The following is a 16,585-nucleotide window of genomic DNA, read 5'->3' as shown; positions in this document are numbered from 1 at the left end:
GTACAGTAAACTCTGCTCTTAATCCAACAGTATTTTTTCTTGAATCTTGCTTCCAAGTTCAATTCCCATGCGCTCGGATTGTAGTGTGGCCTCTTTGATACATTCGATGACAGCATCCTTGACGCCATGGTACTCAAGGATTCGTATGCCTGCTTCAGTGGTTCCTCCTGGACTCGTCACTTCGTACCTCAGCGTTTCGGGAGATTTTTCAGAGGAGTGTACCATTTCAGCAGCTCCCATCAGTGTTTGGATAATTAGGTTTTGCGCTTCCTGATGTTCAAGCCCAATTTGTTTGGCAGATTGCTGCATGGCTTCTATTAGATAATAGATATAAGCAGGGCCACTTCCGGATAGACCTGTGACAGCATCCATTTTCTCTTCCTCTGTAAAAACAACGATTCCCACCGTTTGGAAAATTTCTTTCGCTAATGTGAGATTCTCTTCGTTCATATATTTATTTCCTGAAAGAGCCGTCGCGGATTTACCAACTGCTGCAGATGTATTGGGCATAGCGCGTATAATCGGCATGGTATTCTCCGTGAGAGCTTCAAGACTTTGTGTAGAAATACCTGCAGCAACAGATAAAAGTAACATCGTATCTTTTAAAAAGGGCTTGGCTTGCTGCAAGACTGTATAAACATCCTTCGGTTTAACAGCTATTAGAACGATATCAGCATCCGTAAGAAGAGTATCCATGTCACGGCATGGAGTGATACCATACTGTTCTTTCAAGCGTATCATTTGAGGATCATTCCTTCGATTGCTGACCCATAGATTTGCAGGTGCAGTCGCCCCCTTTTTTACAATACCTGCAATCAATGCTTCGGCCATAGAACCGGCGCCCAGAAATACAATTTTTTTATTCATGCTCCTGCCTCCTTTAAAAAGTAAAAAGCCCTTCATCCCGTAAAGGACGAAAGGCTATTCTTCCGTGGTACCACCTTAATTTGCAGCATCATTTATGCATGCATCTCTAAACCGGATAACGCTCGGGTAACGGTCAGGTTTGCCTGACAGCTCAAAAGGCAGGTTCAATCACGCAGCGGGCGATGAAACCTTCCAGTCAGTGGGTTCCACTCTCTTGCGCCATCCATGATTTACTATTCTTTATCATTGCTTGTAAAGTATGTTTACTAATATTAATAGAAATTATGCTAAAATTTAGCTCCTGTGTCAAGAATATTCAAACTTTATAATGGAATTTTCAGACAAATTATGTAAAAATAATTATTAAAATACATAATGGGGAGCAATGATATGAGTTCAATTAAAAGGGTAGCCGAAAAAATCATTATTCCGACTCCATTTGCAGTCGGTGATGTTAATACCTATCTTCTTAAAGGTGATGCTTTAACGCTGGTTGATGCAGGAGTTAAAACAGAGGAAGCGAAAGAGATACTTGAAAGACAGTTAAAGGAACTGGGGTATACGCTATCCGATATTGAACAAGTTATTTTAACGCATCATCACTCTGATCATTGTGGGTTGACTGACTTATTTGAGGATGCTCGATTGTACGGGCATGAAGATAATCAGCGGCATCTTATCCGGGATACAGCTTTTATGAATGATCAGAAAGAGTTTTTCACGAGTATGGCGAACCAATTTGGTGTGCCGCCCCAATTTATGAAACATGCAAATGATGTAGAAGCGTTATATACGTATTCCGGCTCTAAACCCTTAACTCATTATTTGGAAGAAGGAGACGAGCTTCCTGGACATCCTGGCTGGTTTGCTATGGAAACCTTTGGACATGCACAGGGCCATCTGTCTTTTTATCATAAGAATACAGGCGTCCTGATTGGCGGAGATTTGTTACTGGGTAAAATTTCACCGAACCCTATTCTGGAAGCTCCCAAAAAACAGGGGCAGGAGAGAGTAAAGCCACAGCTACAACTGAATGATAGTTTGCGGAGATTATTAAATGAAGAACTAACAGTCGTGTATCCAGGACATGGTAATGATATTACGGAACCTTACCAATTAATTGAGAGACGTTTAAAAAATCAGCAGGAACGTGCCTTTCATGTTAAAAATCTTATTGGGGAAGATTGTCGGAATGTACTGGAATTAGCCGTGCAATTATTTCCTAAGGCGGTTAAGAGAGATCCAGCACTTGCTCTGTTTGAAACATTGGGTCAGCTTGATTATCTCGAAAGTCTTCATGAAATTGAAAGTGAAGAGGTGGATGGTGTGGTATTATATCAAGTAATGAACCATTAATGAGGAAGTGAAGTACATGAATGAGCGTATTCGCGGAAAAATTGTAACGATCACAGGAGCTTCAGGCGGATTAGGCGAGCAAATTGCCAGGCATGCGGCTAAAAATGGAGCCAGGCTGGTCTTGTTAGCAAGGAGCCAGGATAAATTACAAAAGATTCGTGAAGAGTTAATCACTGAATTTAATTGTGATGTCTATGCCTATACACTGGATGTATCCAACCGCGGGGCAGTTGAACAAACGTTTACCCGTATAAAAAATGAGGTTGGAAATACCGATGTGTTAGTAAATAATGCAGGCTTCGGAATTTTTGAAAAAGCGTTAGAAGCAAACTTAGATGATACAGAATCTATGATTAATACAAATGTCATCGGGCTGATTACCTGTACAAAAATGGTGCTGCCTGCGATGGTGGAAAATAAATCAGGCCATATTATCAATATAGCCTCTCAGGCTGGGAAGATGGCAACGCCAAAATCAAGTGTTTATTCCGCCACAAAGCATGCCGTTCTTGGGTTCACCAATGCTTTGCGGATGGAAATGCACAAGGAGAATGTGTATGTTACGTCCGTGAATCCCGGGCCGATTAAAACGAATTTCTTTACGATTGCAGATAAAGAAGGTACCTATATTAAAAATATCGAGCGGTTAATGATTGATCCAATCAAGCTGGCAGAAAAAATAACGAATATCATGCTAAAAAATAAGCGAGAAATTAATGCGCCTGGCTGGATGAATGCCGGAAGCAAAATATACAGCCTTTTCCCAAGAACAGTTGAAACACTGGGAAGAAGCCAATTCAATAAAAAATAAACAAAAAATCCACCCATTAAAAAGAAAGGGTGGATTTTTTGTTCTCCCTTCGCGCGGAAAGCTAGCCCATTCTGTAGAAGATAGCGTTATAAAATAGAAGTGAACAGCTAGAACGAAAAAACAGATAAGTTCTTCTTAAATCCAAGTACTTTGTCTACCCACTTAAATAGTATATAAAAATAACATTTTATTTAATGTTATCCTACATTATTATTTGTTTTACGGGTATATAGTAGATATATACTATTTTTAGATACTATATTAAAAGAGAGAGGTGATTGGTTGTGAATCGTGAAATGATTAATATTTTAAAATGGATCTCAGGCGGTATAGAGGCATTATTAGGTATACCGGTTCTTGGAGGTACTATTATAATAAGTATGGCATGGACACCTTTATTTATCATGCTGGCGTTTCATATCGTCATTGTAATCCTCTCGTATAAAGCTGGAGTCAAAGCTTACGGAAATGTCTTAGGAATTGTAACAAATATTGTTGGCTTTATTCCTGGCGTTGGTATGATTATGCACCTATTATCTGCGGTGTTCATCCTAGTGAATGCTGCTCAAAATCAAAATAAAATAACAGTATAAAAAAGAGGGGAAGAAACCCGAATCAACCTTTTATAAAGAACGAATCGGGTTTCTTTCTTTAATGATTGACAGAAATACTACCTGTCTCTGTACTCAATTGGATGGTGGTGCTTCCATCACCATTCATATAACTACCAGTTTTTTTACCAAAGATTTGCGTACTGCCCATCTCAGAATCTGCTGATAGGAGAATGTTTTTCGGATCCTCATTGATGGTTAGATTGATATCTCCAATTTCATTTTTGGCGAGAAGAGACTGATTCACTTCGTCGGTTGTGATTTCTATGGAACCGATCTCGTTCTCAACCTGAAGCTTCCCACTGTAGTGGTTGATTGAAATATCTCCCATCTCTGATGTAGCATTCAGGGAGGTCGAGGATACCTCACTTATGTCAATATTTCCAATTTCTGAATCTACGATTAGTTTGACTGCATCTATCTGATTTATCGTAATCTCTCCAACTTCATTCGAAACAGCAATTCTGTCATATTGTTTTTGGGGCAAATAAATAGTGATATTCTTAGTGGATTTTTTAAAATTTATACCAAGAGAAATCGTTTTATCCGCCTCGTTTGTGATGGATAGTGAATTTCCTTTTACTTCCATTTTTACCAACTTAGACGTTTTAGGACCATTTGTTTCGACGATTATTTCATCCCCGGATGTTTCCGCCAGTTTGATTGTTCCAGCATTATTGGAGATGGCCAGTGAGTGGATCTTTGAACTTTGAAAGCGATTCGTTTGTTTGTCATTTTCATTTTGAAACGAAAAATAAGACTTTGCAGTTAAGAGTGCTCCTGAAATGCCAATAACGAGGAGAATAGTAGCAAAGACCAGCCATTTTTTAAACATGCTTCATACCTCCCTTTACGACAGTAACATTCCATTTGCAATATCTGATAAACACCTTAGAGCTAAAAATAGTGACATAATACATGATAATCAAGAGGATAATCCCCAATCCGCTGAACCCAATGGAAAGAAAAATCTCAAATGCAAAAGCTTGATTAAATCCAAGTAGGATACTGACCAACTGAAGCAGTGGTGAAAAGATTAGAGCAACACTTGAAACCCAACCACCCAACAATACTCCTGCAATGGCGATGGCGGGACCGAGAACAATAATAAGATTTAGGAAGCTCAGGCCAATGGTTAACCCAATCGCGCTGATGACGTTTGAAAATGTCATCTTCTGATCTACCTGGGCAAATGTACTGGTTATATTTAATTCCTTTGCAATGAATTCAGGAGATCCAAGATTTTCGGCAATTTCGCTTTCAGATTTCCCCTCTAATAAACCATTCTCAAAATACTCATTATAATCATTTAAAATATCATCACGTTCATTTCTCGGGAGTGTGTTGAGCTGGTCAGATAATTTCTTAAGGAATTGTTCCCTATTCACTTAACTTCACCTTCCTCGATTAATTGATTAACACCAATAGAAAAAGCTTGCCACTCCTTTACGAGTTGCATCATATAGTCCTGTCCTTTTTTAGTAAGATGATAGTATTTACGCGACGGGCCTTCTGTAGATTCCTGGAGATAGGTCGTAAAATATTCTTCTTTTGTTAAACGTCTGAGAAGAGGATAAACAGCACCTTCTGAAATCTCAAATTTATTGGAGATTTCCTGTACAAGCTCATATCCATAGCGGTCTTTGTTATTTAATAAAACAAGTACACACAACTCTAAAACACCCTTTTTAAATTGGACATTCAAGCGTATGCCTCCTTTCCTTAGCTATTATACATTGTATAGTAGTAACTATAGTATGGCATGTGGTACTGTACAATGCAAGGTAGTTTGGATATAAATATTAAATATATTTACATCAATTAAAGAGGTGATGATTTTGAAAATAGTATAAATTCTCAATTGACTAATAATTCAAATTATAGTAATCTATGTAAAGACTTACCAATTTAGTTACCAATGAGAGGAGGACTGTGTGATGAAAAGATCAGTGATTTTTGTAGCGTATCATCGAGTCGATATCAAATTCGTGCAGTCCTCCCGTTTAAATATGAATTAATTTGTATTAAACGAAAAGGCTGCACGTTGCCGTGAAAAGTACTTTAGTCTAATCCTAAAGTTTGATGGACGTTTTTTAACGTTCAAAAACTTTATTTTGGAATGGATTTAGTACCTCGCGATCATCGTTGCAGCCTTTTTTTGTTGGCTGACCTGAGTAGAGTGTAATTAGAAATGGAGGAAGAATGATGGTAACCAATCGTATCTATCTAGCAATATCAAGAAAAGTTCAGATAAACAGCACGTAGCAAAAGGTGAGGTTTTTCGGTTAAGAGACTAAGGGGGAGATGAAATGTTTTCGGTTTTAAAGAAATTAGGATGGTTTTTTAAAGAGCACTGGATTCGGTATACCGTAGCAATCGGGTTATTGAATATCGTGAATGTGCTCGAAGTATTGCCGCCCATGATTGTTGGGATGGCGATCGATGACATGAGTATAGGTGTGATGACGCAAGAGACGATCATGAAATACGTTTGGTGGATGATTGGATTAATGATCACCCTTTATCTATTAACGTATATTTGGAATTACCAGTTATTCAGTGGAGCGTATGTTTTGGAACGGAAGCTGCGTTCAGGATTTATGAGCCATTTATTAAAAATGACCCCAACCTTTTATGAAAAAAATCGAACGGGCGACTTAATGGCTAGAGCAACGAATGATCTCAAATCTATATCTGTTACTGCGGGATTTGGGATATTAACGCTAATGGATTCGACCTTGTACATGATTGCCATTCTAGTAACGATGGCGATTACAATCAGCTGGCAGTTAACACTTGCAGCCATTTTACCTCTGCCGATCATGGCATGGGCTGTAAAAAAGGGTGGAGAGCGAATTCATGAACACTTCACAGTAGCACAGGATGCTTTTGGTGAAATGAATGACAAGGTTCTGGAATCAGTGGCAGGTGTTCGTGTGATCCGAGCGTATGTACAGGAGCATGCTGATGAACAGCGATTTGAAGAAATGACAGAAGATGTGTATGAGAAAAATATGAGAGTAACGAAAGTAGATTCCATGTTTGATCCGGTTATTACATTTGTCATCGGCATCAGTTATTTAATCAGTCTCGGTTACGGAGCTAATCTGGTGTTTGCTCAGCAGATTTCAATTGGTCAGCTTGTCACCTTTAATGTGTATTTATCGATGCTGATCTGGCCGATGATTGCCATTGGGGAATTAATTAATGTTATGCAAAGAGGGAATGCCTCGCTGGATCGGATGAACGAAACATTATCCTATCAGGAAGATGTGAAAAATGATCCGAATCCTGTGGATGTTCCGGCACTTGAAAATGTCAGATTTGATCAGGTTAAATTCCGTTATCCATCCTCAAAAGTGGATAATTTAGCCGATATCAATGTCAAAATTGACAGTGGCGAAACAATTGGGATTGTCGGAAAAACCGGAAGCGGGAAAACGACATTCGTTAAACAATTGCTTCGAGAATATCCGACTGGAAACGGAATTCTCTCCATTTCTGATGTACCGATTGAGAAACAAAATCTGGGGGACGTCAGGGAATGGATTGGGTATGTCCCGCAGGACCATGTTTTATTTTCTAAAACAGTCAGGGAAAACATTTTATTCGGCAAGATGGAAGCAACTGAGGAAGAGTTCTGGAAAGCAGTACGCCTCGCGGATTTTGAAAAAGACATAGAAAGACTCCCGAACAAGTTAGAAACGCTGGTTGGAGAAAAAGGAATTGCTTTATCAGGCGGTCAGAAGCAAAGGATCTCAATTGCCAGGGCGTTAATTAAAGATCCGGAAATCTTGATTCTGGATGACTCGCTGTCTGCGGTAGATGCCAAAACGGAAACAACTATTATAGAAAACATTCGTAAAGAACGAAGTGGTAAAACAACGATGATTACGACTCACAGATTATCGGCTGTACAGCATGCAGACTGGATTATTGTGCTCGATGACGGTGTGGTTATTGAGGAAGGCACACATGTCATGTTGCTTCAAAAGGAAGGCTGGTATAAAGAACAATATGATCGCCAACAAGTTGAAGTGAAAACGGAGGTGAGTGCCTAATGAACGAAAATATGGAACAAACGGAATCTGGTTGGAAAACGGGCAAACGTTTATATCAATATGCAGTTAAGTTTAAAGGAACGATTATCCTTGCACTGATGATGTTATCCATCTCAGTAGGGGCTGATTTAATCGGTCCCTATATCGGAAAAAACATCATAGATCATCACATAATGGGGATTGAATCACCATGGGTAGAAACAAAAGAAACGGAAGATGCGGTTAATTATGAAGGGAAATGGTATACACGGGAGGCCTATGTAGAGAAAGGCGAATGGACTGGTGATCAGGTTGCCATTCAACAGGTTGGGACCACATTTTTATTTCTAAACCAGCCGGTAGAGTTTGATGGAAAGAGGGTCTATAAAGAGGGACAGCTGGTGATTACGAGCGGAGAGAAAGAAGCCATCTATGAGGCTGAGAAACTATCAGGATCACACATCATGGCGTTTTATCAGCCGGAGATCAGCCGAATAATGAAATTGATTGCGATTTATTTTGGAATTATGGTTGTGGCATTCTTTTTTCAATATGGACAGAGTTTTTATTTACAAAAAGCAGCAAACCGAATCATTCAAACCATGCGAAAGGATGTATTTGCCCAAATTCAACGTCTTCCGATTCGCTATTTTGACAATTTGCCGGCCGGGAAGGTAGTTGCGCGTATTACGAATGATACAGAAGCTATTCGAGAGCTATACGTAAGGGTATTGGCTAACTTTTTTTCAAGTACGATTAATATTATCGGAATCATCATTGCCTTATGCTTGCTCAATCTAAAGCTTGGCTTGGTAACACTAATTACCTTGCCTTTGCTTGTTATATGGACAGTCGTATTCCGCAAATTTGCTACAAAGTATAACCGGGTAATCCGGGCACGTATAAGTGACATCAATGCCATGATTAATGAATCAATCAATGGGATGACGATCATTCAGGCATTTAAGCGCGAGAAAGAAACAAGTGAGGATTTTGAAAAACTGAACAAAGAGCATTATGTCTACCAGAGTAAAATGCAGCGATTAAATTCATTATTAAATGGAAACCTTGTTGGTGCACTGCGTGTCATTACATTAACGCTTTTTATTTGGTATTTCGGAGGCATGGCAGCAGCTGGTGAATCAATCGTCAGCCTCGGTGTTTTGTATGCGATGGTGAATTACTTAAACCGTCTGTTTCAACCGATTTCAGGAATCGTCAATCAGTTTGCCAATTTTGAACAGGCGATGGTGGCTGGTGAGCGTGTATTTGCCTTACTTGATGAGGAGGGGACAAATGTAGAAAATCATCGCATCTCTCGCTTCAAAGGACATGTTGAATTTGACCATATTTCCTTCAGTTATAAAGCAGGGGAGAAGGTACTGAATGATATTCATTTCGAGGCAAAACAGGGTGAAACGATTGCTTTGGTTGGACATACAGGTTCAGGTAAAAGTTCAATCATGAATCTATTATTCCGATTTTATGATTATCAGGAGGGATCTATCCGGATTGATGGGCAGGAACTGAAAGAGATTCCCCATCAAACTTTACGCGAGCATATGGGGATCGTATTGCAGGACCCGTATCTGTTTACTGGGACTATCCTGTCAAATATCACACTGGATGATCCAAAGATTACGAGAGAAGTGGCAGAAAAAGCTTTGCGTGATGTAGGTGCAGACCGCGTGTTGGCCAATCTGGAACATGGCTTTGACGAACCGGTTGTAGAAAAAGGGAGTACTCTTTCATCGGGCCAGCGCCAATTAATTTCTTTTGCCAGGGCTTTGGCTTTCAATCCAGCCATTCTTATTCTTGATGAGGCCACATCCAGTATTGACACAGAAACAGAAAACCTGATTCAGGAAGCAATGGAGGTATTAAAGAAAGGACGAACCACCTTTATCATTGCTCATCGTCTTTCTACTATAAAAAATGCCGACCAAATTCTTGTGCTTGATAAAGGGACAATTGTGGAGAGAGGTAACCATGACGAACTCATGGAATTAAAAGGGAAGTATTATCAAATGTATGAGCTGCAAATCGGAAAACTTGCAGGTTAATCCTTTTAGGCTTCACAGTATTCAAAGTTTAGATAAGTTCAATGTAATAGATAAAGAGAGGAAGCGACATTGCTTCCTCTCTTTTATGTCGTGTGATTAATGGAGGCTAGATTAAAAATCCCGTATGTCTCTTTCTCTTAACCCTCTAGTCCATAATTGCCCAATAAGCGGGTTTTAGATGATAATTTGGGTCAAAGACAAAGGGGGCATCTTTTCCAATGCCATTATTATATTCCTTGGCACGATCGTCTAACCATGTATGATTATCAGCAATTCCCCAGAATGTCACGTTACTAATCTTGTCTCCTAACTTCTCATACATTTCAAATAATTCATTGTATCTGTCAGCTTGACGCTGGAACTCTTCGTCTGGAATAGCCTCGTAGGAAGGATAAGCAGGTCTTGGAGGCCAACCGTATAAGCTCACATCCAATTCGGTTATTTGATTATCTAAACCAAGACTGGCAAAACGATTAATGGATTCCTCTGTTTCGGCAATAGAAGGCCATCCCAATTGAATGTGGGCTTGGTGGCCGACACCGTCAATAGGAACTCCTTGGTCCAGCAAATCAACAACTAGATCATATAAGTATGTTTTTTTAGGTTCAACTTCTGTATTGTAGTCATTAATATACAGGTTTGCATCCTTCTTTGCATATTTTTTAACCGTTTTAAATGCAACTTTAATATAATCTGTACCCGTTATTTGATACCATGGAGATTCACGCAGTTTCTGCTCATTCGAAGCGTATTCATCAATCACTTCGTTTACGACATCCCAAGAGTCCACATCATTTTTATACCGTTTAACAATCGTTTTTATGTGGTTTTCTAAGCGCTGTAATAAAAGCTTTTTATTTTTCTCCCGCTGTTTTGGATTGGTTTCTTCCACCATTTTATTCCCTTTTTTATCTATAAAGAACCATTCAGGAACTTGGCTATGCCATACAAGGGTGTGAAAGCGGACGTCCATATCATTCTTCTTGGCGAATTTCACAATTTTATCAGCCTCTTTAAAATTAAATTTCCCCTCTTTTGGTTGGATTGAAATAGGCTTCATCACATTCTCTGCAACTATACTGTTATAGTGGTGTTTCAATACACGTTGACTCTTGCCCTCTAATTGCTCTGGTTCTACGGCTGCCCCAATCGTAAATGAATCTTCATACCTTTCATATAAAGGAGCGGCTTCTAATGCGCTTATTGGCTGAGCGCTGGCAACATCAGTAGAGGCTATAGGAGTTACAAGGGAAAGAGCAAATCCTAAACTTAGAAACTTACAGATCAATTTGTTTGACATAGACAAATCTCCTTTTTAATTTAATGAAAGCGATTGCATAAATCTGTTTGGACCTTATTATAGAAGCAATTAATATAGGAAGTCTAACAAACAAGCTGAATTAGTAGAAAAATAGGACATACAGCATAGTAAGAAAAAAAACTGATCGATTTATTCAGGACTAACTACATAGCAGTGAATCCAACTGACGCACTTAATAAAGGGAGAATATACATCTTACTAAAGTATAAAATGAGTTGATTAAAGATTTCTTGATGAAATGATGATCAGGAAAATAATACCGTTTCAATAAGAAATAATTATTTGCCAGTTTAATTGGTCTATTTTCCCTTCTTTTGCTATACAAATTATAGACAGTCTTTCCATTTCTGAAAGGAGTTGATTGTTTTTGCTCTGGACTATCGCGGTCGTATTAATCATCATTGCCTGCCTGATTTACATTTTCTGATTTGAACGGTATTTGAATAATTGGAACAGAATAAGGACTGTCTCCTCCCCTTAGAGAAAGGACAGTCCATTTTTTTGGTTTTTATACTATTTTTACAAGTATCGTACTATTTCATCAATCGTACTGGGATTACTACTTATGCCGATTTTGAAGAGAAGATGAAAAAATTAGGATTGAAGACGATCACTACAGTTTTCCAGCCTAAAACCTCAATCGTTTCCGGATAAATTGGAAAAGAATCAGATAACGATTAGATATAAATAAGCATAAGAATGTAAGTTTTTCGTCCGTATCACTGGATTTCGACAAAGGAAGCCATGTGTTGTTTAAGTATGTTTATTTGCTGCACTTAACTAATAACCTAGGGAAGCAATTTAATGAATAAACAAGTCCTCGATAAGCCGTCCACCGATTATTATGAAACTTTTATAAGTTAATATGAACTTCAAAAACTACAGTCTACCTCTGCCATTACTACTTAAGAAAAACGCCAATGAAAGACTTCAAAGGATGTATCTTAAATTTTACATAATTTCAAATTCACCTACATGATAAAAATATTGAAACGAAAGGAATGGAGAAATTTGACGACAGTTAACAAAACGGAAAAATGCCCATTTTGCGGAAGTGAAAACCTAACGAAAAAGAAAAGAGGTTACACCATTACAACAGGTATTTTTGGAATGAATAAGATGCAATATACCTGTCAGGAATGTGGGAAGAAATTTATGGAGAACAAAGCGGTCTTTAGCTAACAGGGGGATTTTAGAATGAATATCAAAGAACGAAATATCTTCCAACTAGTACTCTTATCGTTAGTTACGTTCAGTATTTATTATTTTTATTGGATCTATTCTACATCCGAATCAATTTCGGAAGAGAAGAGAAAAGTACCTCCTGTTATTGAAGTCCTATTATGTATCGTTACCATCAAGATCTACGCCATTTATTGGCATTATAGAACTGCCAAAATGGTTTATGTATATGCTCAGGAGCAAGGCTACCGAGGAATGACCGACCAGTCTATCATTTGTGGATTGGTAGCCATCTTGCCAATGGGTGGATTGATGTCTATGGGATTGATTCAAACTCAAGAAAATACCATTCATTTCTTACAAAATAGAGCCAAAAAAGTGCCGGTATAAAAGGATGGACAAACCATTTTAATAAGTTTGTATCCAATATAAGGATTAGGAATGCTAAAATAGCGTTCTCTATTCTTATACCGGTTTAAAATAAGATGAAAAAAGAAATCCATGATGATATGTGATACATACCAAAAAGTAAGATATATTCTTACCTATTGGTTCACATAGCATGATGGATTTTTTTCTTGTCAGGAGCGATGAAACATAACAGAAGTAGTAGCATAAAAATCCAACTTGATACTAAAAAGTAAATGTACTTCTACATTTTGTATAACAATTGCAAATATGTAAAAAAATGAGTTTTCTTATAGAAAAATTTCAGAATATACTCTATTATGAATATATTGGAATAAGTAAGCGCTTTATAAAGATTATATGAAAATATGAATGGAATCGAAGGTAAGTGTTTATCATGTTCTAAAGTAATGATATGGTATCTAACTATCACAAGGGGTGTTCATAATGATCGTTAAAGATTTCTTTATTGCTCTTTCTGAAAATCAGTTTTTAAATCGTGCAGCTCAAAAATATGGGTTGAAAATGGGTGCACAAAGTGTAGTTGCCGGTACAAATATAGCAGAAACAATCGAGAGTATAAAAGAATTAAATAAATATGGGATTTCTTGTACAGTAGATAACCTTGGCGAATTTGTCAGTAAGAAAGAAGATGCGGTGAAGGCAAAGGAACAAATTTTACAAGTCATTGAAGCTATTCATGAAAATGAGGTCGATGCTCATATTTCATTGAAGCCCTCTCAACTTGGATTAGATATTGATTATGCTTTCTGTCAAGCCAATCTATTGGAGATTGTAGAAGCAGCCTCCAAATATGATATTTTTATAAATGTTGATATGGAAAACCATTCCCGTCTACAACCTTCCTTCGATTTAATAGATCGTATATCGGAAAACTATCAGAATATAGGTACAGTTATACAAGCATATTTTCACCGAGCAGAAAATGATATACAAAAATATAAAAATTATCGTCTCCGTATTGTAAAAGGTGCTTATAAGGAACCGGCTGAGTTAGCTTATCAAGCAAAATCTGAGATTGATACGAATTATATCAAATTGATTGAGTATCATTTATTAAATGGTAAGTTTACCTCGATCGCTACACATGATCATCATGTCATTAATCATATAAAGCAATTTGTGAAAGAGCATAATATCCCTAATGAAAAATTTGAGTTTCAAATGCTCTATGGTTTCCGAGAGGATATGCAAATAGCCTTGGCTAAAGAAGGTTACCAGTTTTGTACATATGTTCCCTTTGGAATAGACTGGTATGGATATTTTATGAGACGTTTAGCTGAAAGACCACAAAATATTAACCTAGTTACGAAACAAGTCTTTACTAAAAAAACAAACACGACTCTTGCGATAGCTGCAGGTGCCTTTTTACTCGGTAGATTATCTAAAAAGAATAAATAGAAATAAAAGCCACTGTCCGATGAACATGGACAGTGGCTTTGTGTATCAAACTATTATTTGTAATTAAATAAAAGTTTTTCCTTAAATACTGCTAAATTATTACAATTTCAACTAGATTATAATACAATAAGATGGTTGAGATTAGAATGATGAAGGAAGATAAAGAGATGCGTAATATTTTAATAATAATGGCTGCTGTTATAGGAATCGGATTATTAGTAAGCTGGATAAAACCTGGTTCAAGTATGGCCGGTGTAATGAATGACCAATCCGGGCATCCAGAATTGGATATGGTTACATACGAAAGGACCTTGAAAAAAGTGCCTGATAAATTTAATGGAAAAGAAAGAAAAGTGGTATATCTAACGATTGATGATGGTCCAAGTCTTTATACGAAGGAATTAATTAAAGTACTGAATCAATATGATATTCCTGCCACTCATTTTTTAATAGGTAATAATATGAAGAACTACCCGGATATGGCGAAGGAATACGTAAATCGGGGAGATTATATCGGAATGCATTCCATGAGCCATAATTATAATAAATTGTACAAAAAGGGTAAAATTGTAGAAGAAGTAATTGAGACGCAAAAATTAATTAAAGAGCAGGTTGGAATTCTACCTACCTTATTCCGTTGTCCGTATGGTTCTTCTCCAGGATTAAATGAACATCTTCGTAATCAGGTTACACAAGCTGGATTAAAAACATGGGATTGGACTATCGATTCAAAAGATTGGCAGTTACAAAACAATCCATCAAAAATTAAGCAAGAAATCCTGGCTCAATTAAATGCTCCAGAAGAAATCATCTTAGTCCATGAAAAGAAAAACACCATTAAGGTACTGCCAGAGATTATTGAAAGTATTCAGGAAGCAGGCTATGAATTTGAACGGTATGATGAATCTAACCATTTCCCTGTAAATTTCCATAATGATAATAGATTATAAGATATAGGAGTATCGAGTATATATGATAGGGAAGAAAATAGGTGTATCTCTTATTTTGGTGCTCATCAGTATGAGTATCTTGATGATCCCCGCCATTTTGTCAGTTATGCAAAAGTATGATGAAAAATATTTAAAGATTCATAATGAAGTAGTATTGGATTTCAAATCTAATATGAATTCTGGAGCCCTATTCCAGACTGAAAATAATAAACTGCAGAATCTATATGAAACAACTGTAAAAGACGGAGCAGATGATCTGAAAAATGTAGAAAAGCAGATTAGTGAAGCAGAAGAAACAATTGATAAGTGTAAAACATTGGTAGATATGGATCAAACGTTGGTTGGAAATCAATTATCACGAATGATAGACACAGAAGAATATCTGGGTAAAATAGATAAACAAAAAGAAAATAAAGAGACAGTTATGAACCTGCATCATACTTTGATGAATCTATTAAATACCTATAATCAAGCACTAAATGAATACGATGAGGTATTAACCTTGGAGAAACAAATTTTTTCAGGCTTGAAAGAGGAAAAGAGCATGAAAGAAATTTCGCCAATTATTGATGAGGTAAATAGGCTGTCGAGTAATTTATCTTCAACCATTCAGGATTTAAATGTCCAAATACAAACGTATAATAAGATACAAATTTAAATAGCGACATTTGCAAATTAGATTAGTTTTACGTTCTTATTTCCTGTGATAACGTTTAAGCTCTAATATTGCTTAATATAAGTAAGGGTGGTAGTCGAGTAGATTAGTAGCTATGCAAAAAATGGTGCTTGATATCTATTTAACTACCATGATAATATGTTTAAATCAGTGTGTAGAGATATTGGTATATTCGATATGCCAAAAATATATGTCTTTATGATACGTCTGCCATCTGAAATGATGATTTGGAGATGACAAACTGATGCACGGAGAAACAAGACTGCCTAGAAATGGCAAAGAGGGTATTATATTTTTATTGATTATTTCTATTATCTCAGTCAATACGATAGCTCCTATTATTACAGGGTTGGAGCGTGGCTTCAGTAAGGAAGTTTATCTTGATACCCTAAAAATCATTCCAATTATGTGGGTGATTGTCGTTCTATCTGTCAGATTGATAGCAGGTCCGCTTGTAGGTAAAATCATGCCAAAATTCGTTGGACAGACAGATGGATTTAATGCCAGAGTCCTATTAAATACATTATTAAATGTTACAGTCTTATCTATTTGGTTGACCATCATTGGTACTTGGGTCGGAAGTGGTCAAATTAGCCTGGAGCCATTTGAAAATTTCTTTTCCGTTTGGCCGAGAAACTTTGGGGTGGCATTCTGGATTGAACTAATCGTTGCACAGCCGATAGCAAGATTTGTCATGAAGAAAATGCATGAGAAACAAGCAAGTAGAGCGGACGCAGTTAAATTATAAGGTCTGTCTTTTCGTAAAAAGAATATACTTATAAATAAAAAGTTCAACCAAAATGTACTGAACCCTAAAAGTTAGACCAAATATTTAAGCAGCTAATTGACTGGTATAAAGACGGTATTCAACCGGACTC

16 protein-coding genes are annotated in these 16,585 nt (G+C 37.2%); 11 read left to right on the top strand and 5 right to left on the bottom strand.

The features are described from left to right. Positions 1–18: 18 nt before the first annotated feature. Positions 19–867 (bottom strand): pyrroline-5-carboxylate reductase, encoded by an 849-nt coding sequence (gene proC / locus AC58NB_RS11970; RefSeq protein WP_497427069.1) that lies wholly within the window; start codon positions 865–867, stop codon positions 19–21. A gap of 390 nt (positions 868–1,257) precedes the next feature. Between proC and AC58NB_RS11965 the strand changes: the two genes are divergently transcribed. The 3 genes from AC58NB_RS11965 (at position 1,258) to AC58NB_RS11955 (ending at position 3,627) form a co-directional block, all read left to right on the top strand. Then, the gene (locus AC58NB_RS11965; RefSeq protein ID WP_497427068.1) at positions 1,258–2,223 is read left to right on the top strand and encodes an MBL fold metallo-hydrolase; all 966 of its coding nucleotides are present in this window, start codon (positions 1,258–1,260) and stop codon (positions 2,221–2,223) included. 16 nt (positions 2,224–2,239) lie between these two features. Then, positions 2,240–3,034, top strand: coding sequence for an SDR family NAD(P)-dependent oxidoreductase (locus AC58NB_RS11960; RefSeq protein WP_497427067.1), 795 nt, complete (start codon positions 2,240–2,242; stop codon positions 3,032–3,034). A 284-nt stretch (positions 3,035–3,318) separates the two neighbouring features. Next, positions 3,319–3,627, top strand: a complete 309-nt coding sequence (locus AC58NB_RS11955) for a hypothetical protein (RefSeq protein ID WP_497427066.1) — start codon at positions 3,319–3,321, stop codon at positions 3,625–3,627. Positions 3,628–3,685: 58 nt separating this feature from the next. Here AC58NB_RS11955 and AC58NB_RS11950 read toward each other — a convergent pair whose 3' ends face one another. From AC58NB_RS11950 to AC58NB_RS11940, 3 genes are read right to left on the bottom strand one after another with little or no spacing between them, the layout of a single operon-like run. After that, positions 3,686–4,480: a DUF4097 family beta strand repeat-containing protein gene (locus AC58NB_RS11950; RefSeq protein WP_497427065.1), complete on the bottom strand. Its 795-nt coding sequence runs from the start codon at positions 4,478–4,480 to the stop codon at positions 3,686–3,688. Then, positions 4,473–5,033 carry an HAAS signaling domain-containing protein gene (locus AC58NB_RS11945; RefSeq protein ID WP_497427064.1) on the bottom strand — a complete coding sequence of 187 codons (561 nt, stop codon included), beginning with the start codon at positions 5,031–5,033 and terminating at the stop codon, positions 4,473–4,475. The genes AC58NB_RS11950 and AC58NB_RS11945 overlap by 8 nt, the downstream gene beginning before the upstream one ends. Continuing rightward, positions 5,030–5,350, bottom strand: coding sequence for a PadR family transcriptional regulator (locus AC58NB_RS11940; protein ID WP_497427063.1), 321 nt, complete (start codon positions 5,348–5,350; stop codon positions 5,030–5,032). The genes AC58NB_RS11945 and AC58NB_RS11940 overlap by 4 nt, the downstream gene beginning before the upstream one ends. Before the next feature lie 604 nt (positions 5,351–5,954). On the opposite strand from AC58NB_RS11940, the gene AC58NB_RS11935 reads away from it, so the two are divergent. Together AC58NB_RS11935 and AC58NB_RS11930 are read left to right on the top strand one after the other, a co-directional pair. Continuing rightward, the gene (locus AC58NB_RS11935; protein WP_497427062.1) at positions 5,955–7,706 is read left to right on the top strand and encodes an ABC transporter ATP-binding protein; all 1,752 of its coding nucleotides are present in this window, start codon (positions 5,955–5,957) and stop codon (positions 7,704–7,706) included. Beyond that, positions 7,706–9,748 (top strand): ABC transporter ATP-binding protein, encoded by a 2,043-nt coding sequence (locus AC58NB_RS11930; protein ID WP_497427061.1) that lies wholly within the window; start codon positions 7,706–7,708, stop codon positions 9,746–9,748. The genes AC58NB_RS11935 and AC58NB_RS11930 overlap by 1 nt, the downstream gene beginning before the upstream one ends. A 145-nt stretch (positions 9,749–9,893) precedes the next feature. On the opposite strand, the gene AC58NB_RS11925 is transcribed toward AC58NB_RS11930, so the two are convergent. Beyond that, the gene (locus AC58NB_RS11925; RefSeq protein ID WP_497427060.1) at positions 9,894–11,048 is read right to left on the bottom strand and encodes an endo-1,4-beta-xylanase; all 1,155 of its coding nucleotides are present in this window, start codon (positions 11,046–11,048) and stop codon (positions 9,894–9,896) included. A 996-nt stretch (positions 11,049–12,044) separates the two neighbouring features. Here AC58NB_RS11925 and AC58NB_RS11920 point away from each other — a divergent pair. The 6 genes from AC58NB_RS11920 (at position 12,045) to AC58NB_RS11895 (ending at position 16,455) form a co-directional block, all read left to right on the top strand. Continuing rightward, the gene (locus AC58NB_RS11920) at positions 12,045–12,251 is read left to right on the top strand and encodes a hypothetical protein (protein ID WP_497427059.1); all 207 of its coding nucleotides are present in this window, start codon (positions 12,045–12,047) and stop codon (positions 12,249–12,251) included. Between the two features lie 15 nt (positions 12,252–12,266). Continuing rightward, positions 12,267–12,641 carry a DUF4234 domain-containing protein gene (locus AC58NB_RS11915; RefSeq protein WP_497427058.1) on the top strand — a complete coding sequence of 125 codons (375 nt, stop codon included), beginning with the start codon at positions 12,267–12,269 and terminating at the stop codon, positions 12,639–12,641. Positions 12,642–13,106: 465 nt separating this feature from the next. Next, positions 13,107–14,081, top strand: coding sequence for a proline dehydrogenase family protein (locus tag AC58NB_RS11910; RefSeq protein ID WP_497427057.1), 975 nt, complete (start codon positions 13,107–13,109; stop codon positions 14,079–14,081). Between the two features lie 146 nt (positions 14,082–14,227). Next, the gene (locus AC58NB_RS11905; RefSeq protein ID WP_497427056.1) at positions 14,228–15,031 is read left to right on the top strand and encodes a polysaccharide deacetylase family protein; all 804 of its coding nucleotides are present in this window, start codon (positions 14,228–14,230) and stop codon (positions 15,029–15,031) included. A gap of 22 nt (positions 15,032–15,053) precedes the next feature. Further along, a complete protein-coding gene (locus AC58NB_RS11900) occupies positions 15,054–15,689 on the top strand; it encodes a YkyA family protein (protein ID WP_497427055.1) in 636 nt (211 codons plus the stop codon). A 262-nt stretch (positions 15,690–15,951) separates the two neighbouring features. Beyond that, positions 15,952–16,455 carry a DUF2798 domain-containing protein gene (locus AC58NB_RS11895; RefSeq protein WP_497427054.1) on the top strand — a complete coding sequence of 168 codons (504 nt, stop codon included), beginning with the start codon at positions 15,952–15,954 and terminating at the stop codon, positions 16,453–16,455. The last annotated feature ends 130 nt before the right edge of the window (positions 16,456–16,585 follow it).

This window comes from Pradoshia sp. TA40_28, assembly GCF_059694525.1.
This window is presented reverse-complemented; position numbering and strand designations above follow the sequence as displayed.